This window comes from Klebsiella sp. M041 (assembly GCF_059759695.1).
On sequence record NZ_JCAXWU010000005.1, the window covers coordinates 214,377 to 237,823 of the forward strand.

Genomic DNA, 23,447 nt, shown 5'->3' on the forward strand with positions numbered 1-23,447 from the left:
GCTGTACAGCCTGCAGATCAGCGCTTATGCTGGCGTTTTTCGGGTAACAGGACTGAATATGGATCCGCTCGATACATTTCCCCAACGTGTCTGGCACATTGTGGCGTCAATACCGGAAGGGTATGTCACGACCTATGGCGATGTCGCCAGGCTGGCCGGTTCTCCGCGCGCGGCGCGCCAGGTGGGCGGTGTGCTGAAGCGTCTGCCGGAAGGGTCCACTCTGCCCTGGCATCGGGTGGTCAATCGCCATGGCGATATCTCCCTCACCGGCCCCGATCTGCAGCGGCAGCGTCAGGCATTGCTGGCCGAAGGGGTACAGGTCTCCGGCAGCGGCCATATCGATCTCCAGCACTATCGCTGGGTTTACTGAAGACAAAAAAAAGCCCCCATCCGGGGGCTCATCGAGCTTACTGTGCGACAGGCACGGCGGTCTGCTGAACCGGAACCAGCGTCAGGTCGGCATGGGTGCCCCCCTGGTTGATCACCGTCTGCACGGTATCGGTAATGAACATCAGCTGGCCATTAACCGTAATCGCAGCGCTCAACAGAATGCGGGCGTTCGGTTGAATATCTGCCGGGTTGTAAGGCAGGGCAAAGTTAAATGGCGCCTGCTTGCCTTCGGTACGCACCGCTTTTTGCGACAATACGCGGGCTGGCGCATCTGCCAGAGAAGCATCCGACAGGGTCACCGTCAGCACCGCATCCGGCGGTAATGCGATTCTCTGGCGGATATTAATCGTCCCCGTGACGCTCGGCTGCTGCTGCGCCACGCTCAGCGTCGCAATACCGTAAGGGTCGGGTGCGGCTGCCTGAGCGGAAGAACTGGTGGAGTGGTGATTAGCACAGGCGGTCAGCGTCGCGGCGACGGCTAAGGCACTAAACATATAGGCAAATTTCATGATGTTCTCCTTATCATCCCTTTATACCCAGGAGGATGTTCCGCCGCTTCGCCGGCAGGAACTTTCGTGTCGTCAATAAGTGTGGCACAGATCTCAGATTTCTTCCTGTTGACCGGTTGTTATTCAGATTATTACACCCATCGGACCACTTGCGATTCCAGGTTATACTTTGCCACATTACGCGCACGGCGCCGCCATTGTTAATTGAGGATAAGTATGAGTCAGGCACTCTCTAACCTGCTGGCATTATTAGATCTGGAAAAAATTGAGGAAGGGTTGTTCCGTGGACAGAGCGAAGACCTGGGATTGCGCCAGGTTTTTGGCGGCCAGGTGGTGGGCCAGGCGCTGTATGCCGCAAAAGAGACCGTGCCCGTTGAACGTCTGGTGCATTCGTTTCACAGCTACTTTCTGCGCCCCGGCGACAGTCAAAAACCGATCGTCTACGATGTGGAGGTCCTGCGCGACGGCAACAGCTTTAGCGCCCGCCGGGTCGCCGCTATCCAGAACGGGAAGCCGATCTTCTATATGACCGCCTCCTTCCAGGCGCCAGAGCACGGCTATGAGCATCAGAAAGCGATGCCGGCCGCCCCCTCCCCTGACGGACTGCCTTCGGAAACCGACATCGCCCGCAAGCTGGCGCATCTCCTGCCGCCGCAGGTGAAAGACAAATTCCTCTGCGATAAGCCGCTGGAGATCCGCCCGGTGGAATTTCATAACCCGATGAAAGGCCATATCGCCGAGCCGGCGCGCCAGGTCTGGCTGCGCGCCAACGGCGCCGTTCCCGACGATCTGCGCATTCATCAGTATCTGCTGGGCTATGCCTCGGACTTTAACTTTCTGCCGGTGGCGCTGCAGCCGCACGGCGTTGGTTTCCTTGAGCCCGGCATGCAGGTCGCCACCATCGACCACTCAATGTGGTTCCATCGGCCGTTTAATATCAATGAATGGCTGCTGTACAGCGTTGAAAGCACCTCGGCCTCCAGCGCCCGCGGCTTCGTTCGCGGCGAGTTTTACACGCAGGATGGCACGCTGGTTGCCTCAACGGTCCAGGAAGGGGTGATGCGCAACCGCAACGCATAAAAAAAGCCTCCCTGACGGGAGGCTTTTTGCTACATGGAGAAGGGTTTTCTGTCAGGCGTTGTAGGCGTTTTCGCCATGGCTGTTGACGTCCAGCCCTTCGCGCTCCTGCTCTTCCGGTACGCGCAGCCCTACGGTCATATCCGCCACTTTGTAGCCGATGAAAGCGACGACGCCGGACCAGACCACGGTAATGCCGATACTTTCCAGCTGCACCAGCAGCTGATGGCCCATGGTGACGCCTTCCGCATAACCGACGCCGCCCAGAGAAGTCGCCGCGAAGATACCGGTCAGGATACAGCCGACGATGCCGCAGACGCCGTGGACGCCGAAGACGTCGCAAGGGTCATCCACACGCAGCCAGCGTTTCAGCGCAGTCACGCCCCAGATACCCGCCAGGCCAGAGGCGATACCGACGATCAGCGCGCCGCCGACACCGATATAACCACACGCCGGCGTAACGCCAACCAGACCGGCAATTGCCCCGGAGCAGGCGCCCAGCAGTGAAGGTTTGCCGCGCAGAGCCCATTCGCCAAAAGTCCACGCCAGGATAGCCGCGGCGGTCGCCACGACGGTGTTAACGAACGCCAGGGCCGCGATTTCATTCGCTGCGCTGGCAGAGCCGGCGTTGAAGCCGAACCAGCCCACATAGAGGATAGCGGTGCCGGTGAACACCATCGGCAGGTTATGCGGTTTGAACGCTTCTTTGCCGAAGCCCACGCGTTTGCCCATCATATAGGCGCCCACCAGCCCGGCGACCGCGGCGTTGATGTGCACAACGGTGCCGCCGGCGAAATCCAGCGCGCCATGGGTCGCCAGCAGACCGCCGCCCCAGACCATATGCGCAATCGGCACGTAGGAGAGCGTCATCCACACCACCACGAAAATCAGCACCGCGGAGAAACGGATACGTTCAGCCAGCGCGCCGACGATCAGCCCGACGGTGATGCAGGCGAACGAGCCCTGGAAGGCGACGTGGATATACTGATAGAAGGTGCCCATCAGCGCTTTCAGTTCAATATTTTTCAGCATCACCCAGTCAAAGCTGCCGAAGAAGCTGCCGCCGGTGCCGAAGGCCAGGGTATAGCCATAAATGACCCACAGTACGCAGACGAGGCCAAAGGTGACAATCACCTGCGTCAGCATGGAAAGAACGTTCTTACCGCGGATCAGCCCGCCGTAAAACAGCGCAATCCCCGGGATAGTCATAAACAGAACCAGCGCGGTGCAAATCATCATAAACGCATTATCGGCTTTGTCCGCCACCGCAGGCGCGGCCATCGCCAGCCCCGGAAGAAGGGCTAACGCCCCCAGACCCGATTTCATTGTTGCCATTTTCATTGTTTCGTTCCCCATCACTGTGTGGTCTGGAAATTACAGTGCCGCTTCGTCAGCTTCGCCGGTACGGATGCGAATGACGCGCTGCAATTCAGCGACAAAAATTTTGCCGTCGCCAATTTTTCCGGTGTAAGCCGCTTTGCTGATGACATCGATAACTTCATCCAGCTGATCGTCGGCGATCGCCACATCAATCTTCACTTTTGGCAGAAAGTTGACGCTATACTCGGCGCCGCGGTAGAGCTCCGCATGACCTTTCTGACGGCCAAATCCTTTGACTTCAGTGACCGTCAGGCCCTGAATGCCGATGGAAGACAAGGCTTCACGCACGTCTTCCAGTTTGAATGGTTTGATTACCACGGTAACCAGCTTCATAAGTCCCCTCCAGTCAGTATTCGGTAATGGCCGCAGCTAACACGATGGATATAAAGCAAGGGCTATGCCAGAAATGAAAAAAGGCCGCTGAGCGGCCCTTTGATGGCAAAAAACAGGCGAGAGGTCAGGCATTAGCCTGCGTAAAGGCGTTTAACGGGCAAAAATGCACCACGGCGGTGCATTTGATGTAACGTTTTTGCACCACGACAGGCCGACCCGCCTTCGCTGCCTGCTGGTGGTGCATCAGGCGCTGAGCGACTCTTCTCTGGCGCTGGCCGCCAGCTCTTCACCAGCCAGCTGTAGCTGATACATCTGCCAGTAGCGGCCTTTCGCCGCCAGCAGCTGCTGATGGTTGCCCCGCTCGACGGCCTGACCGCGATGCAGGACCAGAATGGTATCCGCCTCAACGATGGTCGACAGACGATGGGCGATAACCACCAGGGTGGTATGCTGGCGAACCTTCGCCAGCGCCTGCTGGATCGCCTGCTCGGTGCCGGAGTCGATGTTCGCCGTCGCCTCATCCAGAATCAGAACCTGCGGGGTCTCCACCAGCACGCGCGCCAGCGCCAGCAGCTGCTTCTGTCCGACGGAGAGATTATTGCCCTGCTCGCCCAGCTGGGTATACAGGCCGTCGCGCATGCTGCGCGCCACCGCCGCCAGCTGCACCGCCTCCAGCGCTTCCCAGACCTGTGTTTCGCTGATGTCCCGGCCCAGCGCGACGTTGGCGTAGAAGGTATCCGCCAGCACCACCGGATCCTGTTGCACCATCGCGATGCCCCGACGCAACGCGCTGTGGCTGAGAGAAGAGAGCGGCCGGCCATCGATGCGGATCTCCCCGTGGGTTAACGGGTAATAGCCCATCATCAGACTGGCGAGGGTACTCTTCCCACTGCCGGTATGCCCGACCAGCGCCACAAAACTGCGGGAAGGGATATCCAGCGTGATATCCTGGAGGACCAGACGATCCCCGCGGTAGGCAAAGGAGAGATGGTCGATTTCCACCCGACCGCTGCTCAGCGGCGCGTCATCGGCGCCCCACGCCTGGCGCGGACGGTCCATCAGTTCGAAAACGCGTTCGCCGGCGACCACCGCCTGCTGCAGCATCGACTGCTGGGTGGTCAGCTCAATGAGCGGCTCGTTGAGGCGTCCGAGATAGCTGATAAACGCGTACAGCACCCCGACCTCAATCGTGCCCGCCGCGCTAAAGCCGAACAGCATCAGCAGCCCGCACAGCACCAGCGAGGAAAAGAGGCTCAGCAGCGGACGCAGCAGAAAACCGTCCAGGCGCAGCGTCTGCATCCGCGCCAGGTAGTGGGCGTAGCTGGCCTCGCGCATCCGTTCGCCAAAGCGCGCCTGCTGACGGAACTGCTGGATGACCCCCATGCCGTTGATCACTTCGTTAAAACCATCGTTGATGTCGGCAAGCCAGGCGCGCACCCGGCGCACGATCGGCGTGCTATAGCGCTGATAAATGATCATCACGATCAGCACCGCCGGGAAAATCGCGATCGCCACCAGCGCCATCCGCCAGTCGAGGCTAAACATCGCCACCAGCATCGCGCCGATCAGCGCCGCGCTGCGGAGCACCGTCGCCACTACCGTCACATACAGGTCACGAATGACTTCGGTATCGTTGGTCACGCGTGAGATCAGCTGCCCGACCGGCTGAGTATCAAACTCGCTGAGCGGCTGATGCAGGGCGGCATCCATCACATCGCTGCGTAACTGCTGGACCACGCCGACCGCGGCGCGGTTAAACAGCAGCGACTGGTTATAATGCAGTAGCGCCGCCAGCAGCTGCAGACCGATATAGGCTGCCGCCAGGCCTGCCACCAGCTTCAGCGGCAGAGTCTGTTTCGCCACCATATTGTCAATGAAATAGCTGATAAGCAGCGGGCCGCTCACCTCCGCCGCCGCCGCGATCCACATCATCGCCACCGCGATGGCCAGCGGCTTACGCCACGGTGAACCATAGGCCAGCAGGCGTCTAAGCGTCGGCCAGAGTTCGGTAAAGCTACGCATCCAGGGCCTCCTCTTGCTCCTGGGGAACCTCGTCGAGCGCGGCTTCCAGCTGCTGATACCGATACATGTCGCGGTACCAGCCGGGCTGCACCGCCAGCGCCTCATGGCGGCCGCGCTGGGCGACATGCCCATGCTGCAGCACCAGGATTTCGCTGGCCTCAGTCAGCGCCGACAGGCGGTGGGCGCTGATGATCACCGTCCGCCCCTCTCCCCACTGGCGCAGGTTATGCAGGATCTGGTGTTCGGTGCGGCCATCCACCGCGGATAAAGCATCATCAAGGATCAGAATTTCGGCCTCCAGCAGCAGGGCGCGGGCAATCGAGATGCGCTGTTTCTGGCCGCCGGAGAGCATCACGCCGCGCTCGCCCACTTCGGTATCGTACCCCTGGGGCAGACGCAGAATGTCGTCATGCACGCTGGCCAGCCGCGCCACCCGCTCAATCTGTTCCGGCGTCGCGTCCGGTTTTCCCAGCGCGATATTATTGGCGACGGTATCGGAGAATAAAAACGGCGTCTGATTGACCACCGCCAGCCGTTCGCGCCAGCTGTCGAGCTGCAGACGCGGTAGCGGCAGATCGTGAAAGCGGATCTCGCCGCTGGTGACGTCAAAATGGCGCTGCAGCAGGGCCAGAATGGTGCTTTTGCCAGCGCCCGTCGGCCCGCAGATGCCCAGCATTTGCCCCGGCTGCAGGGTAAAATTAACCTGTTCCAGCGAAGGTTTGCTCGCCTGCGGATAGATGAAATCGCGGATAGCGACCTGCAGGACGCCGCGGCCAGCCGGTACCGTCTCGGTCCCGTCGTCCACCGCCGGCGCCTCTTCGAGCATGGTGCGAATACGACCATAGGCCGCGCTACCGCGCTCCACGATGTTAAACATCCACGCCAGCGCCAGCATCGGCCAGATCATCAGACCAAGGTACATCACAAAGCTGGTGAGCTGACCCAGCGTCAGGCTACCGTGGATCACCATCCAGCTGCCGCCGCCGATGGCCAGCAGATTCGCCGCCCCGATGGCGATATAGATAGTAGGGTCGAAGCGAGCGTCAATGCGCGCCACGCGCATATTTTTCGCTCCAGTATCGGCCGCATCGGCGGCAAACTGCGCCGACTGGCGATCCTCCAGCCCGAACGCCTTAATCATGCGGATGCTGGTCAGACTCTCCTGCGTGCGATCGTTGAGGCTGGAAAAGGCCGCCTGGGCAACGCGAAAACGTTCGTGAAGGGCATCGCCGTTGCGTTTAATCGCCAGGGCCATCAGCGGCATCGGCAGCAGCGCCAGCAGGGTGAGCTGCCAGCTAATCTGCGTCGACATCACAATCAACACCGCACAGCCCATCACCAGAGAATCCACCAGGGTTAACACCCCTTCACCGGCGGCAAACACCACCCGGTCCACGTCGTTGGTGGCGCGGGCGATCAGATCCCCGGTGCGATGGCGCAAATAGAACGCCGGATGCTGGCGGCTCAGCTGCCGGTAAAAGTCTTCCCGCAGTTCAACCGCCAGCTGGTAAGAGGCGCCGAACAGCAGCACGCGCCAGACATAGCGCAGCAGGTAAACCATCACCGCGATCAGCACCAGCGCGCCGATCCACATCCACACCTTCTCCGCGGTGTAATGTTGTTGCGTCACGCCGTCGACCACAATGCCCACCACCTTCGGCGGAACAAGCTGCAGGACGGCAATAATGGCCAGCAGGGCAATGGCGCCAAGATAGCGGCGCCACTCCCGGCGGAAATACCAGCTGAGTTGTGCAAATAATCGCAAGCAGTAAGATCCTGATTTTGTTATGGGTTACGGCGCAATACCGTTATTCGACAGGCAAGGCGGTGGTGTATTTTATCTGTTCCATGGCAAAACTCGAAGTGACATCCGACAGCCCCGGCACGCTGTTCACCAAACGTTTATAAAAGTCGTCATAGCGCTTCATATCGGCCACCTGCACCCGCAGCAGATAGTCATACTCCCCCGCCATCCGCCAGAAGCCGAGCACTTCAGCCATCTGCGTCACTTCGCTCACAAAATGGCAATACCAGTCGCTGCTGTGATGTTGGGTCTTGATCAGGACAAACGCCGTCAGCCCCAGCCCCACCTTTTCCGCATCCAGTAAGGCGACGCGCCCGCGGAGAATACCGTCATCCTCGAGTCGTTTCAGGCGTTTCCAGCAAGGGGTCGTGGTCAGATTAACGGCATCAGCCAGCGCCTGCAAAGAGAGGGTGCAATCTTCCTGCAGCAGCGCCAGCAGCTTACGGTCAATTTTATCTAACATAAGGCCACCAGAGAGAATAATTTACTCCTGCAATTGTAATTGAAAGGCTAAATAGCAACAATTTTTCCCGCACAATCCGCTAAGCTGGGCACAAAATGACAAACAGGAATCCGAGATGAATAGCGCCTGGGTAAAACACGCCATTAGTGAAATTAACGCCGACTATCAGCGTTCCGCCGATACACACCTGATTCGCCTGGCGCTGCCTGGTTTTCCCGGGATCCCGATTTATCTGAAGGATGAAAGTACGCATCCGACCGGTAGCCTCAAACACCGTCTGGCGCGGTCGCTGTTTCTCTATGGCCTGTGCAACGGCTGGATCAAAGAAGGCACCACGATTATCGAATCGTCTTCGGGTTCGACCGCGGTTTCTGAAGCCTATTTCGCCCGCCTGCTGGGGCTGCCGTTTATCGCCGTGATGCCCTCCTGCACCGCCAGACGTAAAATCGAACAGATCGAGTTCTACGGCGGACGCTGCCATTTTGTGCAGAACGCCTGCGAAATCTATGCGGCTTCCGAAACGCTGGCGCGCGAGCTGAACGGTCACTATATGGATCAGTTTACCTTCGCCGAGCGGGCCACCGACTGGCGCGGCAATAACAATATCGCCGACAGTATTTTCCGCCAGATGAGCCATGAGCCGCACCCGCAGCCATCGTGGATCGTGATGAGCGCCGGCACCGGCGGCACCTCAGCGACCATTGGCCGCTATATTCGCAGCCAGGGCTACGAGACGCAGCTGATGGTTGTCGACCCGCAAAATTCGGTGTTCCTCGATTACTGGCAGACACGCGACGCCAGCCTGCGCAGCCCGGTCGGCAGCAAAATTGAAGGCATCGGCCGCCCGCGGGTCGAACCATCGTTTATTCCCGACGTTGTAGATGAGATGCTGCGCGTGCCGGATGCGGCAAGCGTGGCCACTGCTTTGTGGCTGGAAACGCAGCTTGGACGGAAAGTCGGCGCCTCGACCGGAACCAATATGTGGGGGGTGCTGCAGCTGGCCGCGCGGATGCGCGAGGAAGGACGCACGGGTTCCCTCGTGACCCTGCTGTGCGACAGCGGCGAGCGTTATCTGGAAAGCTATTACAACCCACAGTGGGTGGCGGCCAACATCGGCGATATCGCCCCCTGGCAGGCGGAGCTAGCCCGGCTGGTCAGCAGAACATAAAAAAAGCCAGATAGAATGCTATCTGGCTTGCTGGAAGGGTCTCTCTATTCGGGGGAATAAGGAAGATCAGGATTATCCAGCCAATGCGTTAAAAAATGGGAGACCGCCTGATGCCGGCAGTCGCCGATAACCGGGAGATGCGGCAGCTCGGCTTTCAGCTGCGGCATCGCGTTGCCCATGATGAACCCCCGCCCGACGCTGCGAAGCATCTCGCGATCGTTCATCGCATCGCCGAAGGCCATGCACTCCTGTAGGGTGAGGCCCAGGTGCTGGCTCAGCCTCGCCAGCGCCGCGCCTTTATTGCAGCCAACCGGCAGCACTTCCAGACAGTCCAACGCCGAGAAGCAGAGAAACGCGCGCTGGCCCAGCGCCTCATTCAGTTGGATCCGCAGGCGGCGCAGATCGTCATGATCGCCGCAGAAGCAGATCTTGGTGACATGATGCGCCGACATACGTTTCGGATCACACAGTTGATAGCGAAACCCGCTAAAGACATGCGCCTTCAGCAGCTCAGGCCTTGCCTGGCCGGTGAACCAACCGCCGTCATTAAACACGTGCATGCTGGCCCGGGTATCCCATCGACTATGCAGCACTTCTTCCGCTACCTCGGGATTGAGATCCTGACGGTACAGCTCCTCCCCTTCCAGCGAGTGGATGCGCGTCCCGTTGCCCGTGATCAGAAAGGCGTCCAGGGAAAACTCACCCATCACATGGTGCATCTCCAGCGCATGGCGGCCGGTGGCGAACGTCAGGGTGATATCGCGTTCCCGCAGCCGTTTCAGCGCGGTGAGCGTCTTTTCTCCGAGACGATGGTCCGGCATCAGCAAGGTGCCGTCCATATCAAATGCTGCCAGTTTTGCCATGGTGTTTTCCCCAATGTGTGATGGGCTTCGCTTGTGCTGCAGTATCACCTGGGATATACGGAAGTAATAGTGAATAGATAATATAAATTGTTCCGGGTTTATTACGGCCCGGTGGACGACAGCGCTTATGCGACTCTTACACCGTTTAAATCAGTACCAGCGGCTGTGGCAACCCTCAGCCGGGGCGCCGCAGCAGGTCACCGTCGGCGAACTGGCGGAACGCTGTTTTTGCAGCGAACGCCACGTCCGTACCCTGCTGCGTCAGGCGCAAGAGGCCGGATGGTTAAGCTGGCAGGCCCGCTCCGGGCGCGGCAAGCGCGGACTGCTCTCTTTTTACAAAACGCCGGAACGTTTGCGCAATGAGATGATGGAGCTGGCGCTGCATAAAGGTCAGCAGCAAAACGCGCTGGAGCTGGCGCAGCTGGCCGCGGTGGAGCTGAAAGCCCTGCTCCACCCCTTTCTGGGCGGTCAGTGGCAAAATAATACCCCGACGCTGCGTATTCCATACTATCGCCCGCTGGAGCCGCTACGCCCCGGCTTTCTGCCCGGACGCGCCGAGCAGCATCTGGCCGGGCAGATCTATGCCGGGCTGACGCGCTTCGACGAAGGCGACACTATGCCGATCGGCGATCTGGCGCACCACTGGCAGGTCTCCCCTGACGGCCTGCGCTGGCAGTTTTATATCCGCTCCACGCTGTGCTGGCACAACGGCGATGCGGTGGAAACCGCACAGCTGCGGCAGCGCTTACTGCTGCTGCTGGATCTGCCCGCCTTGCGGACCCTCTTCGCCAGTATCAGCCGCATCGATGTCACTCACGCCCAGTGCCTAACCATCACGCTGCATCGTCCTGACTACTGGCTGCCGTTCCGCCTCGCCAGCTATTGCAGCGTGCTGGCCCATCCTGACGATCCGGCCATCGGCTGCGGACCGTTCCGCCTGAAGCGGTTTAGTCCGGAACTCGTCCGCCTGGAGAACCATCCCCGCTACCATCTGCGGCATCCGCTGATCCAGGCGGTGGAGTACTGGATCACCCCCCAGCTCTTCGATCGCGATCTCGGGACCAGCTGCCGCCACCCGGTGCAGATCACGATTGGCGATCGCGAAGAGCTCCATAACCTGCGCCAGGTCAGCAACAGCATCAGTCTTGGCTTCTGCTATCTGACCCTGCGTCACAGCCCTCGGCTTAGCAAAGCGCAGGCCCAGCGGCTGGTATCGATAATTCACCGCTCATCGTTGCTGGAAACGCTGCCGCTCGACGAGGATCTGATTACGCCAAGCCATGAGGTGTTGCCGGGATGGTCCATCCCGCAGGGGCCGGAAAACAGCGCGGTGCCGCTGCCGGCCAGGCTCACGCTGCTCTACCATCTGCCGGTCGAACTCCACGCCATGGCCGAACAGCTGAGACAGCGGCTGGCTGTGCTGGGCTGCGAGCTGACGCTTCTGTTTCATGACGCCAAAAACTGGGAGGGCTGCCAGCATCTGGGGCAGGCCGACCTGATGATGGGCGACCGCCTGATCGGCGAAGCGCCAGAGTATACCCTGGAGCAGTGGCTGCGCTGCGATATGCTGTGGCCCAATTTGCTGACCGGGGCGCAATATGCCCATCTGCAGGCGACATTAGACGCGGTACAGGCGCAGCCGGAAGCCCGCAGCCGCAACGATGCGCTGCGCAACGTATTCAACAACCTGATGGAAGACGCCATCATGACGCCGCTGTTTAAATACAACTATCGGATCAGCGCCCCGCCGGGTGTCAATGGCTTGCGCCTCAACGCCCGCGGCTGGTTCGACTTCGCCAGCGCCTGGCTGCCGGCGTCGACGTGAGAGAGCTGGTGGTGGCGGGCGTCTGGCGCTACCATATCGCCTTTACTCATTAAGTCAGGAATTGCCATGAAACGCGCCGTAGTTGTCTTCAGCGGAGGACAAGATTCAACCACCTGTCTGGTGCAGGCTCTGCAACAGTATGATGAAGTGCATTGCGTCACTTTTGATTATGGCCAACGCCACCGCGCGGAAATCGACGTTGCGCGCGAACTCGCCCTGAAACTTGGCGCCGTCGCGCATAAAGTGCTGGACGTTACCCTGCTCAATGAACTGGCGGTCAGCAGCCTGACCCGCGATAACATTGCGGTACCGGACTATCAGCCTGATGCCGAGGGCATTCCCAATACTTTTGTCCCGGGGCGCAATATTCTGTTTTTAACCCTGACGGCAATCTACGCCTATCAGGTAAAAGCCGACGCTATCATCACCGGCGTGTGCGAGACCGATTTCTCCGGCTACCCGGACTGCCGCGATGAGTTTGTCAAAGCGCTGCACCACGCCGTCAGCCTTGGGATGGCGAAAGACATTCGCTTTGAAACCCCGCTGATGTGGCTGAACAAAGCCGAGACCTGGGCGCTGGCCGACTACTGGGGTCAGTTGGATCTGGTGCGCCGGGAAACCCTCACCTGCTACAACGGCATTAAGGGCGATGGTTGCGGCCAGTGCGCCGCCTGCAACCTGCGCGCTAACGGGCTCAACCAGTATCTGGCCGATAAGGTCGGGGTAATGGCGGTGATGAAGCAAAAAACCGGCTTGACACAGGCATAGCCTCCGAAGAGGTATCTGCCCGAAGCTTCAGTTCAAATTCCCCGGTGGCGCTACGCATACCGGGGCAAGGGGTTGATCACCTTCCGGAGGTCGAAGCGCGCCACCGCCCGGCACGCACGCGACGGTTGTCAGCGCAAGTTCATCTGGTCGAGTTTCTCACGCAGTTCCCCTTCCAGCGGCAGCGCCTTCTGGGTTTTCAAATCAATACAGACGAAGGTGATCAGCGCATCGGCCACCACCTCGCCATTGGGGTTGAGGGTGACCACCTGGCTGAGCGTGCCGCTTTTGCCGTTGAGTTGCTCCAGTTTGCTGCTCACCGTCAGCACATCGCCCAGGACCGCCGGACGGCGGTAGTTGATATTAATATTCACCACCACGAAGGCGATGTTTTTCTCGGTCATCCACTGAAACGCCGGGCTATTTTCCAGACCATCCCAGCGGGCCTCCTCAAGGAACTCCAGGTAGCGTGCGTTATTCACATGCTGGTAGACGTCCAGATGATAGCCGCGAACTTTAATTTGTGTTTGCATAGCATCAATGCCTTTCTGTTATTGTTGTTTGTGAGGTAAGAGGTCACACCACTTAATGCAACCTCTTTATCCTGGCAAAAAATCACCGCTGTGCAAGCGCTGACATAAAATTTACAGCGTCAGATGGGCTAAATTCCGCTCCACCAGCGCACTGCCCATCCCCGGGACCTGCTTCAGGTCATCAAGGGTTTTAAACGGCCCGTACTCCTCACGGTAGCTGACAATCGCCTGGGCTTTTTTCAACCCCACGCCATTCAGAGCCTGCGCCAGCTGCTCGGCGCTGGCGTGGTTAATGCTGACTTTGGTCGCCCCGTTGTCGGCCTCGCCGGGTTCCGCTTTCGCTTTCGCCGAAGAGGACGCCGGGACATGCTCTTTGGTTACCACCGCTTTGCCGCTGGCGGGGGCGGCCAGCGCGCCCTGTGCGCCTACCGCGAAAACCAGAACGCCCGCGGCCATCAGTGCTTTTATTCCATATTTCATGCTGATATCTCCTTGTGTGTAGACAGCAAAGCTACGATAGCGTCAGTGCGGATGGCCGACAAAAGGCAAATCACAGAAATGGAAAGGGCCGCGAAAGCGGCCCCTGAGGATTACATGGTGTTGCGTATTTTTGCGAAACGACGCGAAATTACTGCTGCTGGTCGATGCTGTCGCCCAGCTTAATTTTCGCCGCCTTGCGCAGGTTGCTCATCAGCGCTTCGAAAGCGATTTGGGCATTGTTCTGGGTAATCCCCTGAACCATAGCCTTCTTCTGCTCTTCCGGCATGCTGCCTGCTTTCACTTCATCCAGCGCCACCAGCACCACATCGCCTTGCATGTTGCTGCCAACGCCATAGACCGGTTTGCCCTGCTGCGGCAGCGGCAGAGTGAATGCCAGCTGGCTCAGCGGATCCTGGCCGGTACGGGAAAGCGTCTGCGGCGCGCCAAAGCTCAGGCCAGCCGCCTTCATCGCCTCATCGCCTTTGCCGTCTTTCAGCGCCGCCAGCAGCTTATCGGCATCCAGCTTCGCCTGCTGTTCCGCTTTATTGTGCTTAACGATATCGCTGACCTGCGCCTTCACTTCGGCCAGCGGTTTCACCGCCTCGGCTTTGTGCTCGCTGATACGCAGAACAAAAGCGCGATCGCCATCAACGGTAATGATGTCAGAGTTGCTGCCCGGCGCGCCGTTCGCACCGACCAGACCGCCGTTGAAGATAGCGTCAGCGACCGGTTTAAAGTTCAGCTCTTCCGGCAGGTTATCGCGGCCAAACCAGCCGGTTTCCACCACCTGCACTCCGGCGACCTGCGCCGCGCCCGCCAGCGATTCATTATCGTTGCTGGCCGCATCGCTCACCTTCTGCTGCAGCGCATAGTAAGCATCCAGCGCTTTCTCCTGCTTCACTTTCGCCGCAATGTCATTGCGCACGTCAGCCAGCGGCTTGACCTGCGCCGGCTGGACGTCGTCCAGACGGGCCACCAGGAAGCCAACCGAGGATTTGATCACTCCGGAGAGCTGGCCTTTCTCTTTCAGGCCGGCCTCTTTCAGCTCAGGCACGGTAGAGGCATCTTCCATCCACCCCATATCGCCGCCGTTGCGAGCAGAAATAATATCGGTCGATTTTTCTTTTGCCAGCGTGGCGAAATCAGCGCCTTTTTGCAGCTCGGCCAGCACCGCTTTCGCGTCGGCTTCAGTTTTAGTCTGAATCACGCTGTAGCGATTACGCTGCGGCTGAGTGAACTGATCTTTATGCTGGTCATACCATGACTGGATTTCTTCGTCAGAGGCGTTTTCCTGCATGCTGGCGGCATCCATCTTGATGTAGCTCACGCGGAACTGCTCCGGCGCCATAAAACGGGCCTGATTCTGCTGCCAGAAAGCGTTGATTTCCTCATCGCTGGCGGTCTGTTTTGCCGCCAGGGCGTTGACGTTGATGGTCGCTTCGCGGACGACACGCTGCTGAGACACCAGCGCCGCCAGCTGATCGGACTCACCCGGCAGCATGAAGTCGGTACCCGCAATGGCGTTAATCAGCTGCTGCGTGGTCAGCTGGTTACGCAGCGCCTGGGCGTACTGATCGGTGGTCATTCCCATCTGGGCGACAATACCGCTGAAACGCTGGTTGTCGAACTTACCGTTCGTCTGGAACGCCTGGGTCTGGAAGATCGCCTGCTTCACCTGCTCATCGCTGATGCTGAGGCCCAGCTCGCGGGCATACTGATCCAGAAGCGACTCATCGATCAGGCGGTTCAGCACCTGCTGGCGCATGGTTTTCATGTAGTTTTCGTTCGCCGCCAGCTCGGAGAACTGGTCGCCAAGCTGCTGCTGCATACGGTTACGTTCGCTGGCGACGGCGTTTTCAAACTGCCCACGGCCAATCTCCTGGCCATTCACTTTTGCGGCATAGTTTTTGCCACCGCCAATCAGGTAACCACTCACCCCGGTCAAAATGAACGAGACGATAATGATACCGAAAATAATCTTGAGCACGACGCTGTTGGCGGCCGTGCGTAGGTTGTCCATCATGGTGTAACAACGCTCCGCTGTAGATGACTTTAGCTCGCGCAGCATAGCACGTGATGGCCGCCGCGCGTGAGGACGTATTTTGACAAGAAAACAGGGTGATTGTCAGCCCACAAGTGGCGATAAACACACATAAAGTGGTCTGAAAAGGCAATAAAAAAGGCACATCTCACGATGCGCCCTTGTACTTCGTCACATTCCCTGACGGGAAAGCCGATCAGTTCACCGCGTCTTTCAGCGCTTTACCAGCACGGAAGCCCGGCACTTTTGCGGCAGCGATAGTAATTTCTTTACCTGTTTGTGGGTTGCGACCAGTACGGGCGGCACGTTCTTTAACAGCAAAGGTACCGAAACCTACCAGCGCAACGTCATCCCCAGCCTGCAGAGATTCAGTAACAGAAGCGATTAAAGCATCTAACGCACGTCCAGCTGCAGCTTTAGAAATGTCCGCACCCGCAGCAATTTTGTCAATCAGTTGAGATTTATTCACTGTTCTCTTCCTCTCTTTATAATTTATATCGCACCAGAGTCCTTCATAGTGCGACCGCGCAGCAGTTATATCAGGACTGTCATGCCCTTACAACAGCAGTTGTCGATGACCCCCCTGCCAGCGATCTAAGTTAGCTACACAAAAAAAGGCTGGCAAGTCCGAAATGACTTACCAGCCCTATTTTTATTAGCGCAATTTGCGCAGAATCACTATTTCGCAGTCACAACCTGCATGCCGAACGGTTCGTTCTGCAGCGCAAGTGTCAGAACTTCCTCGATTCGTTTCACCGGATGGATATCCAAATCGGCGATAACGTTATCCGGAATTTCTTCAAGGTCGCGTTTGTTCTCATCAGGAATCAGAACAGTCTTAATACCGCCGCGATGCGCCGCCAGCAGTTTTTCCTTCAAACCGCCGATCGGCAGCACCTGACCACGCAGCGTAATCTCCCCGGTCATCGCCACATCGGCGCGTACCGGGTTGCCGGTCAGGCAGGAGACCAGCGCCGTACACATGGCGATACCCGCGCTCGGGCCATCCTTCGGCGTCGCCCCTTCCGGTACGTGGACGTGAATATCACGCTTCTCGTAGAAGTCGGCGTTAATGCCCAGCTTGTCCGCCCGCGAACGTACCACGGTCAGCGCAGCCTGAATCGACTCCTGCATCACCTCGCCCAGCGAGCCGGTGTAGGTCAGTTTGCCTTTACCCGGTACGCAGGCGGTTTCGATGGTCAGCAGATCGCCGCCCACTTCCGTCCACGCCAGACCGGTCACCTGACCGACGCGGTTCTCACTATCGGCGCGGCCATAGTCGAAGCGCTGTACGCCGAGATAATCATGCAGATTCTCACCGTTAATTTCGATGTGTTTCAGCGTTTTATCCAGCAACAGCTGCTTAACGGCCTTACGGCACAGCTTGGAGATTTCACGCTCCAGGCTACGAACGCCCGCTTCACGGGTGTAGTAACGAATAATGCCGATAATGGCGCTATCGTCGACGGTCAGTTCGCCTTTCTTCAGCGCGTTGCGTTCGATCTGCTTCGGCAGCAGGTGACGCTTGGCGATGTTCAGTTTTTCATCTTCGGTGTAACCCGAGAGGCGAATCACTTCCATACGGTCCAGCAGCGGCGCCGGAATGTTCATGGAGTTGGACGTCGCCACGAACATCACGTCGCTGAGATCGTAATCCACTTCCAGATAGTGGTCGTTAAAGGCCACGTTCTGTTCCGGGTCCAGCACCTCAAGCAACGCGGAAGCCGGGTCGCCGCGCATGTCGGAAGACATTTTGTCGATCTCATCCAGCAGGAACAGCGGGTTTTTCACCCCCACTTTCGCCATTTTCTGGATCAGTTTGCCCGGCATCGAGCCAATATAGGTTCGACGATGACCGCGAATTTCCGCTTCATCGCGCACGCCGCCCAGCGCCATGCGGACGTATTTCCGGCCGGTCGCTTTGGCGATAGATTGCCCCAGCGAGGTTTTACCTACCCCCGGCGGTCCCACCAGGCAGAGGATCGGCCCCTTGATTTTGTTCACCCGGCTCTGCACCGCGAGATACTCAAGGATGCGGTCCTTCACGCGCTCCAGACCATAGTGATCGGTATCGAGGATCTCCTGGGCCTGACGCAGGTCTTTCTTGACCTTACTGCGCGCATTCCACGGCACCTGCACCATCCAGTCGATGTAGCCACGCACGACGGTCGCTTCCGCAGACATCGGCGACATCATCTTCAGCTTCTGCAGTTCCGCTTCGGTTTTCTCTTTCGCCTCTTTCGGCATTTTCGCCGCGTCGATCTTGCGCTTCAGCGCTTCGTTTTCGTCCGGGGCGTCGTCCATCTCGCCGAGTTCTTTCTGAATGGCTTTCATTTGCTCATTCAGATAGTACTCGCGCTGGGATTTCTCCATCTGCTTTTTGACGCGGTTGCGAATGCGCTTCTCAACCTGCAGCAGATCGATTTCCGATTCCATCATCGCCATCAGATATTCCAGACGTTCGTTGACGTCGGACATCTCCAGCACGGACTGCTTGTCCGCCAGCTTCAGCGGCATATGCGCCGCGATGGTATCCGCCAGGCGCGCCGGATCGTCGATGCTGTTCAGCGACGTCAGCACTTCCGGTGGGATCTTTTTATTCAGCTTGATATAGCCTTCAAACTGGCTGATAGCGGTACGAACCAGCACTTCCTGCTCACGTTCGTCAATCGCCGGCGAGTCGAGATACTCCGCTTTCGCCGAGAAATGCTCGCCATTATCAGACAGCGCAGAAATGCGTGCACGCTGTAGCCCTTCGACCAGCACCTTCACGGTGCCGTCCGGCAGCTTCAGCATCTGCAAAATAGACGCCACGGTTCCAACGGTGAAAAGATCGTTTACACCCGGCTCATCCGTCGACGCTTCTTTCTGCGCAACCAGCATGATTTTTTTATCATGGTCCATGGCCGCTTCGAGGCAACGGATAGATTTTTCCCGCCCTACGAACAGGGGTATGACCATGTGCGGATAAACCACCACATCGCGCAACGGCAATACGGGGATTTCAATGCGTTCAGAACGCTCAGGATTCATAGAGCTCTCTCTTAGTTTAAAGTCCGCCAGGTAGCCGACGACGCCACACTCCACTGCATCGTCGTTAATATGTAATCCAGTATATGGGGATGTATTCCACACATTCAACGGCGGGAATGCAGGAAAAATAAAAGGGGAGATAAAATCCCCCCTTTTTGTTAACTGCTTGAGTGAAATGGCTAATTATTCGCCAGATGCCTGCTGAGCTTCCGGTTTGCCGTAGATCAGCAGCGGTTTGCTCTGCCCGGCGATAACCGACTCATCAATGACCACTTTTTCGACATCTTCCATCGAAGGCAGGTCATACATGGTGTCCAGCAGCGCCGCTTCCACAATGGAACGCAGGCCACGGGCGCCGGTTTTACGCGCCATCGCTTTCTTGGCGATGGCATCCAGCGCTTCGTCGCGGAATTCAAGCTCTGCGCCTTCCAGGCTAAACAGCGCCTGATACTGCTTGGTCAGGGCGTTTTTCGGCTCTTTCAGGATCTGGATCAGCGCTTCTTCGCTCAGCTCGTTCAGGGTTGCCACTACCGGCAGACGGCCAATGAATTCCGGAATCAAACCAAACTTGATCAGATCTTCCGGCTCGACCTGGGCCAGCAGTTCGCCTTCGCTCGCTTTGTCGGACTTCGCTTTAACCGTCGCGCCAAAACCAATGCCGGAGCCGGTTTCCACACGGTGGGAAATCACTTTATCCAGACCGGCAAACGCGCCGCCGCAGATAAACAGGATCTTGGAGGTATCAACCTGCAGGAACTCCTGCTGCGGGTGTTTGCGCCCGCCCTGCGGTGGAACGGCGGCGACTGTGCCTTCGATAAGCTTCAGCAGCGCCTGCTGCACGCCTTCGCCGGAGACGTCGCGGGTAATCGACGGGTTGTCGGATTTACGCGAAATTTTGTCGATTTCGTCGATATAGACGATGCCGCGCTGCGCTTTCTGCACGTCGTAGTCGCACTTCTGCAGCAGTTTCTGAATGATATTTTCGACGTCCTCACCCACATAACCGGCTTCGGTCAGGGTGGTGGCGTCCGCCATGGTAAACGGCACATCCAGCAGGCGCGCCAGGGTTTCCGCCAGCAGCGTTTTACCGGAGCCGGTCGGCCCGATCAGCAGAATGTTACTTTTACCCAGCTCTACGCCATTGCTGGTATCGCCATTGCGCAGACGTTTGTAGTGGTTGTATACCGCGACCGCCAACACTTTTTTCGCCTGTTCCTGACCGATGACGTAATCATCAAGGTGGTGGCGAATCTCGTGCGGCGTCGGCAACGCGCTGCGCTCGCGGTGCGGCGCAACTTCTTTAATCTCTTCGCGAATGATGTCGTTACATAAATCAACGCATTCGTCGCAGATATACACGGATGGCCCGGCGATCAGCTTACGCACTTCATGCTGGCTTTTGCCGCAAAAAGAGCAATACAACAATTTGCCCGATCCATCTTTGCGTTTATCTGTCATGAGTCCAAACCTCTTTTTAAGTTCTTTGTGCCGCACACGACGACGCAAATGCCATTCTCAGGCGCAAGCCGCCATATAGCGTTGTGCCGCCCTTCATTAGTATATACACAAAATCCTTCGCGCTACATCGAGGCGGTAGCGAAGCTACCGGCCGCCTGCCTGCCCGGCAAGCCTCCGGAAAAATGCCAACCGCTTAGCAGACGTGGCGAGAAGGATGCAGCGTAAAGCGGCACCCTTGCGCCTCGGGCATCAATTACGATGGGTCAAAATAGAGTCGACCAGTCCGTACTCCACGGCTTCCGCAGCAGAGAGGAAGCGGTCACGCTCGGTGTCACGCTCAATCTGCTCAAGAGACTGGCCGGTATGATGCGCCATCAGCTCATTCATGCGTCCTTTCACCTTCAGGATTTCACGGGCGTGGATCTCAATATCCGTCGCCTGCCCCTGATAGCCGCCCAGCGGCTGGTGGATCATCACGCGGGAGTTCGGCAGGCAGAAACGCTTGCCCTTCGCCCCGGCGGTCAACAGGAACGCGCCCATGGACGCGGCCTGTCCCATACAGATGGTGCTGACGTCCGGCTTGATGAACTGCATGGTGTCATAGATCGACATCCCGGCGGTGATCACCCCGCCCGGAGAGTTAATGTACAGGTAAATGTCTTTTTCCGGGTTTTCCGCTTCCAGAAACAGCATCTGCGCCACGATCAGGTTTGCCATGTGGTCTTCGACCTGGCCGGTCAGAAAAATGACGCGTTCCTTAAGCAGACGGGAGTAGATATCAAAAGAACGTTCACCGCGTGAGGTCTGTTCAATGACCATCGGCACCAGGGCCATATGGGGTGCAAAGTTGTCTCGTTCGCCACTGTATGACATTTCCGTCTCCTGGAGTAATTTTAAAATACCTGCTGCACTGATTGTAACCTTACGGACGGATTATCAGCCACAGTTTCTATCCGCTGAACGCGTCACCGCCTCTTCAACACGCGTGCAATTGCGGATGCAGTTGCCTCCCCCGGTAATGGGGATGGCGTTGCCATATTTCAAGCATAACAAGCTTTTGCTGTAACGCTATCATGGTAAATGCGTTTTAGCACCGTGCCTGAGGCTGGCATTATCCTAAAAAAAAACCCGCCGCCTTTCGGCAACGGGTTTTTGCCCGAACCTTAAACCATCGCGGCGAAATTACGCCTGCTGGTTCATCAGTTCGTTGAAGGAAGTGGCTTTTTCAGACACTTTGGCTTTCGCCAGCACGGCTTCAACAGCCTGCTCTTCCAGCGCCACGTTGCGCATGTTGTCCATCAGCTCTTTGTTCTTGCTGTAGAACTCAACCACTTCTGACGGATCTTCGTAAGCAGAAGCCATCTCTTCGATCAGGCCTTTCACGCGCTCTTCGTCAGCTTTCAGCTCGTTGGTGCGAATCACTTCGCCCAGCAGCAGGCCAACCACTACGCGGCGTTTAGCCTGCTCTTCGAACAGCTCACGCGGCAGTTCCAGAGCCTGTTTCTCGTTGCCACCGAAACGCTGAGCAGCCTGGCGACGCAGCACGTCGATTTCGCTGTCGATCAGGGCCGCCGGAACGTCGATTTCGTTAGCTTTAACCAGACCTTCGATAGCCTGAGACTTCACGCGGTTACGCACAGCGCCTTTCAGCTCGCGTTCCATGTTTTTACGCACTTCAGCGCGCAGGCCAGCGACGGAACCATCTTCCACGCCGAAACGTTTGATGAATTCTTCGGTCAGCTCCGGCAGTTCACGTTCTTCAACTTTCTTCAGGTTGATAACGAACTTAGCCGCTTTACCTTTCAGGTTTTCAGCGTGGTACTCTTCCGGGAAGGTCACGTCGATGGTGAACTCGTCACCCGCTTTGTGGCCTTTGATACCGTCTTCGAAGCCCGGGATCATACGACCCTGACCCATCGCCAGTACGAAGTCAGACGCTTTGCCGCCTTCGAACTCTTCGCCGTCTACGGAACCGGTGAAGTCGATGGTTACGCGATCTTCCGCGTCAACTGCGCCTTCTTTGTCTTTCCAGGTGGCCTGCTGCTTGCGCAGGGTTTCCAGCATGGTGTCAACGTCAGCGTCGGTCACTTCAACAACCGGTTTTTCTACTTCGATCGCTTCCAGACCCTGCAGTTCAACTTCCGGGTACACTTCGAACTCTACCGCGTAGGTGAAGTCTTCGCCCAGTTTGTATTCGCCCGGAACGTAGTTCGGCGCGCCGGCCGGATTGATTTTTTCTTTGATGATCGCGTCAACGAAATGACGGCTCATCAGGTCGCCCAGCACGTCCTGGCGAACGGATGCGCCATAACGCTGAGCAACAACATTCATCGGCACTTTGCCTTTACGGAAGCCGTCAATGCGAACTTTTTTCGCTACGTTGACCAGCTCGCTTTTGACAGCATTCTCGATGCTGTCAGCGGCGATAGTAATCGTTACACGGCGCCCAAGGCCCTGAGTGGTTTCAACTGAAACTTGCATCTTGTTACCTCAAAAAAATCACAGTGCTCGGTCAACTCTGGAAGCGCGTGTAGGTGGCTTCGCAGAACCGGGATGCCCTCTTCAAATCAGAAACACATTCCCTGTCGTCAGAATCATCCCGAAGACATTCATATATAAGACGCGGCATTATAGCGGCATCACTTTTGTGAGTCGAGAACGGTTGTCGCCTGGTGCTGCGGCATTTTTCACATTTCCCGCTCAATTTTGTCCGCAAAAGCGCTGACTTTGCGCATTTTCCAGGCAAAACAAAACGGCCCGTAGGCCGTTTTTGCTAAATCTGCAAGCAACATACTGGAAAAGCGCCAGCGGTTGCAAATGGGATTTCTAGGCGATGCTCCCCGCGCCGCGGCACGGCGGCGAGGCGAAAACCGTATCCTGCAGCGCTTCCCATTCTTTAATCGTGTAGGTGTGCAACGCCAGGGCGTGCACCGTATTCGACAGCTCCTCGGTTAGCGTGCCGTAGATCATACGGTGGCGATTAAGGAAACGCTCGCCAGTGAAGCGATCGCTCACTAACACCACTTTAAAATGACTTTCAGAGCCCGCAGGGACGTTGTGACGATAACTTTCATCCACGACTTCGAGATACATCGGGTCGAACGCTGCTCTAAGTTTTGCTTCGATCTGTTCACGTATCATCATGAATTTTCTCCTCCGACAACGCTGAGATGCCGCCACTCCTTTTAAATGTTAGCCGCTTTTACCGCTTCCATTAGGAGAAAACAACAAAAAATTAGCATTGTTCTGATATTTTCATTCAAAAGTATCACGTTTACTGGCTCTGGTCGCCAGATCCGCCGG

21 protein-coding genes are annotated in these 23,447 nt (G+C 57.6%); 5 read left to right on the plus strand and 16 right to left on the minus strand.

The genetic code is table 11. The features are described 5' to 3' along the window. Positions 1-58: 58 nt before the first annotated feature. Positions 59-370: an MGMT family protein gene (locus tag AC6CWS_RS08300; RefSeq protein ID WP_023288626.1), complete on the plus strand. Its 312-nt coding sequence runs from the start codon at positions 59-61 to the stop codon at positions 368-370. A 37-nt stretch (positions 371-407) separates the two neighbouring features. Here AC6CWS_RS08300 and AC6CWS_RS08305 read toward each other — a convergent pair whose 3' ends face one another. Continuing rightward, complete coding sequence (locus AC6CWS_RS08305; protein ID WP_023288625.1) at positions 408-899, minus strand: YbaY family lipoprotein; 492 nt, start codon at positions 897-899, stop codon at positions 408-410. A 216-nt stretch (positions 900-1,115) separates the two neighbouring features. Here AC6CWS_RS08305 and tesB point away from each other — a divergent pair, with 216 nt between their 5' ends. Further along, positions 1,116-1,979, plus strand: coding sequence for an acyl-CoA thioesterase II (tesB, locus tag AC6CWS_RS08310; RefSeq protein WP_023288624.1), 864 nt, complete (start codon positions 1,116-1,118; stop codon positions 1,977-1,979). A gap of 51 nt (positions 1,980-2,030) precedes the next feature. Here the strand turns inward: tesB and amtB are convergent, their stop codons facing one another. The 5 genes from amtB to AC6CWS_RS08335 all read right to left on the minus strand — a co-directional run bounded on the left by amtB (position 2,031) and on the right by AC6CWS_RS08335 (position 7,978). Continuing rightward, a complete protein-coding gene (gene amtB, locus AC6CWS_RS08315) occupies positions 2,031-3,317 on the minus strand; it encodes an ammonium transporter AmtB (RefSeq protein WP_004204781.1) in 1,287 nt (428 codons plus the stop codon). 33 nt (positions 3,318-3,350) lie between these two features. Beyond that, positions 3,351-3,689 carry a P-II family nitrogen regulator gene (gene glnK, locus AC6CWS_RS08320; RefSeq protein ID WP_002891893.1) on the minus strand — a complete coding sequence of 113 codons (339 nt, stop codon included), beginning with the start codon at positions 3,687-3,689 and terminating at the stop codon, positions 3,351-3,353. A gap of 243 nt (positions 3,690-3,932) precedes the next feature. Continuing rightward, a complete protein-coding gene (locus tag AC6CWS_RS08325) occupies positions 3,933-5,711 on the minus strand; it encodes a SmdB family multidrug efflux ABC transporter permease/ATP-binding protein (RefSeq protein WP_032453858.1) in 1,779 nt (592 codons plus the stop codon). Next, positions 5,704-7,476, minus strand: a complete 1,773-nt coding sequence (locus AC6CWS_RS08330; protein ID WP_023288622.1) for a SmdA family multidrug ABC transporter permease/ATP-binding protein — start codon at positions 7,474-7,476, stop codon at positions 5,704-5,706. Before AC6CWS_RS08330 ends, AC6CWS_RS08325 begins: the two co-directional genes overlap by 8 nt. Positions 7,477-7,519: 43 nt before the next feature. Continuing rightward, positions 7,520-7,978: an Lrp/AsnC family transcriptional regulator gene (locus AC6CWS_RS08335; RefSeq protein WP_048296864.1), complete on the minus strand. Its 459-nt coding sequence runs from the start codon at positions 7,976-7,978 to the stop codon at positions 7,520-7,522. Between the two features lie 115 nt (positions 7,979-8,093). On the opposite strand from AC6CWS_RS08335, the gene AC6CWS_RS08340 reads away from it, so the two are divergent. Further along, on the plus strand, positions 8,094-9,146 hold the full coding sequence (locus AC6CWS_RS08340; RefSeq protein WP_065882819.1) for a PLP-dependent cysteine synthase family protein: 1,053 nt from the start codon (positions 8,094-8,096) through the stop codon (positions 9,144-9,146). A gap of 44 nt (positions 9,147-9,190) precedes the next feature. Here AC6CWS_RS08340 and cof read toward each other — a convergent pair whose 3' ends face one another. After that, entirely contained in the window at positions 9,191-10,009 is an 819-nt protein-coding gene (gene cof / locus AC6CWS_RS08345; RefSeq protein WP_065882820.1) for an HMP-PP phosphatase, read from the minus strand. 127 nt (positions 10,010-10,136) lie between these two features. Here cof and AC6CWS_RS08350 point away from each other — a divergent pair, with 127 nt between their 5' ends. Both AC6CWS_RS08350 and queC read left to right on the plus strand, forming a co-directional pair. Beyond that, positions 10,137-11,834 carry an SgrR family transcriptional regulator gene (locus tag AC6CWS_RS08350; RefSeq protein WP_065882821.1) on the plus strand — a complete coding sequence of 566 codons (1,698 nt, stop codon included), beginning with the start codon at positions 10,137-10,139 and terminating at the stop codon, positions 11,832-11,834. 66 nt (positions 11,835-11,900) lie between these two features. Beyond that, positions 11,901-12,602 carry a 7-cyano-7-deazaguanine synthase QueC gene (gene queC / locus AC6CWS_RS08355; RefSeq protein WP_065882822.1) on the plus strand — a complete coding sequence of 234 codons (702 nt, stop codon included), beginning with the start codon at positions 11,901-11,903 and terminating at the stop codon, positions 12,600-12,602. Between the two features lie 128 nt (positions 12,603-12,730). On the opposite strand, the gene AC6CWS_RS08360 is transcribed toward queC, so the two are convergent. From AC6CWS_RS08360 to bolA, 9 genes are all read right to left on the minus strand, one after another. Next, positions 12,731-13,132 (minus strand): YbgC/FadM family acyl-CoA thioesterase, encoded by a 402-nt coding sequence (locus tag AC6CWS_RS08360; protein WP_023288617.1) that lies wholly within the window; start codon positions 13,130-13,132, stop codon positions 12,731-12,733. Positions 13,133-13,243: 111 nt separating this feature from the next. Next, a complete protein-coding gene (locus tag AC6CWS_RS08365) occupies positions 13,244-13,612 on the minus strand; it encodes a helix-hairpin-helix domain-containing protein (protein ID WP_023288616.1) in 369 nt (122 codons plus the stop codon). A gap of 148 nt (positions 13,613-13,760) precedes the next feature. Further along, entirely contained in the window at positions 13,761-15,635 is a 1,875-nt protein-coding gene (gene ppiD / locus AC6CWS_RS08370) for a peptidylprolyl isomerase (RefSeq protein ID WP_065882823.1), read from the minus strand. A gap of 214 nt (positions 15,636-15,849) precedes the next feature. Beyond that, positions 15,850-16,122, minus strand: a complete 273-nt coding sequence (hupB, locus tag AC6CWS_RS08375) for a nucleoid-associated protein HU-beta (protein WP_002444653.1) — start codon at positions 16,120-16,122, stop codon at positions 15,850-15,852. Positions 16,123-16,331: 209 nt separating this feature from the next. Beyond that, positions 16,332-18,686 (minus strand): endopeptidase La, encoded by a 2,355-nt coding sequence (gene lon, locus AC6CWS_RS08380; protein ID WP_023288614.1) that lies wholly within the window; start codon positions 18,684-18,686, stop codon positions 16,332-16,334. 183 nt (positions 18,687-18,869) lie between these two features. Continuing rightward, entirely contained in the window at positions 18,870-20,144 is a 1,275-nt protein-coding gene (gene clpX / locus AC6CWS_RS08385) for an ATP-dependent protease ATP-binding subunit ClpX (protein WP_002891807.1), read from the minus strand. Positions 20,145-20,393: 249 nt separating this feature from the next. Beyond that, positions 20,394-21,017 (minus strand): ATP-dependent Clp endopeptidase proteolytic subunit ClpP, encoded by a 624-nt coding sequence (gene clpP, locus AC6CWS_RS08390; RefSeq protein ID WP_002891804.1) that lies wholly within the window; start codon positions 21,015-21,017, stop codon positions 20,394-20,396. A 309-nt stretch (positions 21,018-21,326) separates the two neighbouring features. After that, positions 21,327-22,625: a trigger factor gene (tig, locus tag AC6CWS_RS08395; protein WP_023288613.1), complete on the minus strand. Its 1,299-nt coding sequence runs from the start codon at positions 22,623-22,625 to the stop codon at positions 21,327-21,329. 345 nt (positions 22,626-22,970) lie between these two features. Further along, positions 22,971-23,288 (minus strand): transcriptional regulator BolA, encoded by a 318-nt coding sequence (gene bolA, locus AC6CWS_RS08400; RefSeq protein ID WP_002891649.1) that lies wholly within the window; start codon positions 23,286-23,288, stop codon positions 22,971-22,973. Positions 23,289-23,447: the final 159 nt, after the last annotated feature.

What these genes read in the sequence shown, in the direction of transcription:
- AC6CWS_RS08300 (WP_023288626.1), top strand. Translation starts at nt 59, where the DNA reads ATGGATCCGCTCGATACATTTCCCCAACGTGTCTGGCACATTGTGGCG.
- AC6CWS_RS08305 (WP_023288625.1), bottom strand. Translation starts at nt 899, where the DNA reads ATGAAATTTGCCTATATGTTTAGTGCCTTAGCCGTCGCCGCGACGCTG.
- tesB (WP_023288624.1), top strand. Translation starts at nt 1,116, where the DNA reads ATGAGTCAGGCACTCTCTAACCTGCTGGCATTATTAGATCTGGAAAAA.
- amtB (WP_004204781.1), bottom strand. Translation starts at nt 3,317, where the DNA reads ATGAAAATGGCAACAATGAAATCGGGTCTGGGGGCGTTAGCCCTTCTT.
- glnK (WP_002891893.1), bottom strand. Translation starts at nt 3,689, where the DNA reads ATGAAGCTGGTTACCGTGGTAATCAAACCATTCAAACTGGAAGACGTG.
- AC6CWS_RS08325 (WP_032453858.1), bottom strand. Translation starts at nt 5,711, where the DNA reads ATGCGTAGCTTTACCGAACTCTGGCCGACGCTTAGACGCCTGCTGGCC.
- AC6CWS_RS08335 (WP_048296864.1), bottom strand. Translation starts at nt 7,978, where the DNA reads ATGTTAGATAAAATTGACCGTAAGCTGCTGGCGCTGCTGCAGGAAGAT.
- AC6CWS_RS08340 (WP_065882819.1), top strand. Translation starts at nt 8,094, where the DNA reads ATGAATAGCGCCTGGGTAAAACACGCCATTAGTGAAATTAACGCCGAC.
- cof (WP_065882820.1), bottom strand. Translation starts at nt 10,009, where the DNA reads ATGGCAAAACTGGCAGCATTTGATATGGACGGCACCTTGCTGATGCCG.
- AC6CWS_RS08350 (WP_065882821.1), top strand. Translation starts at nt 10,137, where the DNA reads ATGCGACTCTTACACCGTTTAAATCAGTACCAGCGGCTGTGGCAACCC.
- queC (WP_065882822.1), top strand. Translation starts at nt 11,901, where the DNA reads ATGAAACGCGCCGTAGTTGTCTTCAGCGGAGGACAAGATTCAACCACC.
- AC6CWS_RS08360 (WP_023288617.1), bottom strand. Translation starts at nt 13,132, where the DNA reads ATGCAAACACAAATTAAAGTTCGCGGCTATCATCTGGACGTCTACCAG.
- AC6CWS_RS08365 (WP_023288616.1), bottom strand. Translation starts at nt 13,612, where the DNA reads ATGAAATATGGAATAAAAGCACTGATGGCCGCGGGCGTTCTGGTTTTC.
- ppiD (WP_065882823.1), bottom strand. Translation starts at nt 15,635, where the DNA reads ATGATGGACAACCTACGCACGGCCGCCAACAGCGTCGTGCTCAAGATT.
- lon (WP_023288614.1), bottom strand. Translation starts at nt 18,686, where the DNA reads ATGAATCCTGAGCGTTCTGAACGCATTGAAATCCCCGTATTGCCGTTG.
- clpX (WP_002891807.1), bottom strand. Translation starts at nt 20,144, where the DNA reads ATGACAGATAAACGCAAAGATGGATCGGGCAAATTGTTGTATTGCTCT.
- clpP (WP_002891804.1), bottom strand. Translation starts at nt 21,017, where the DNA reads ATGTCATACAGTGGCGAACGAGACAACTTTGCACCCCATATGGCCCTG.
- tig (WP_023288613.1), bottom strand. Translation starts at nt 22,625, where the DNA reads ATGCAAGTTTCAGTTGAAACCACTCAGGGCCTTGGGCGCCGTGTAACG.
- bolA (WP_002891649.1), bottom strand. Translation starts at nt 23,288, where the DNA reads ATGATGATACGTGAACAGATCGAAGCAAAACTTAGAGCAGCGTTCGAC.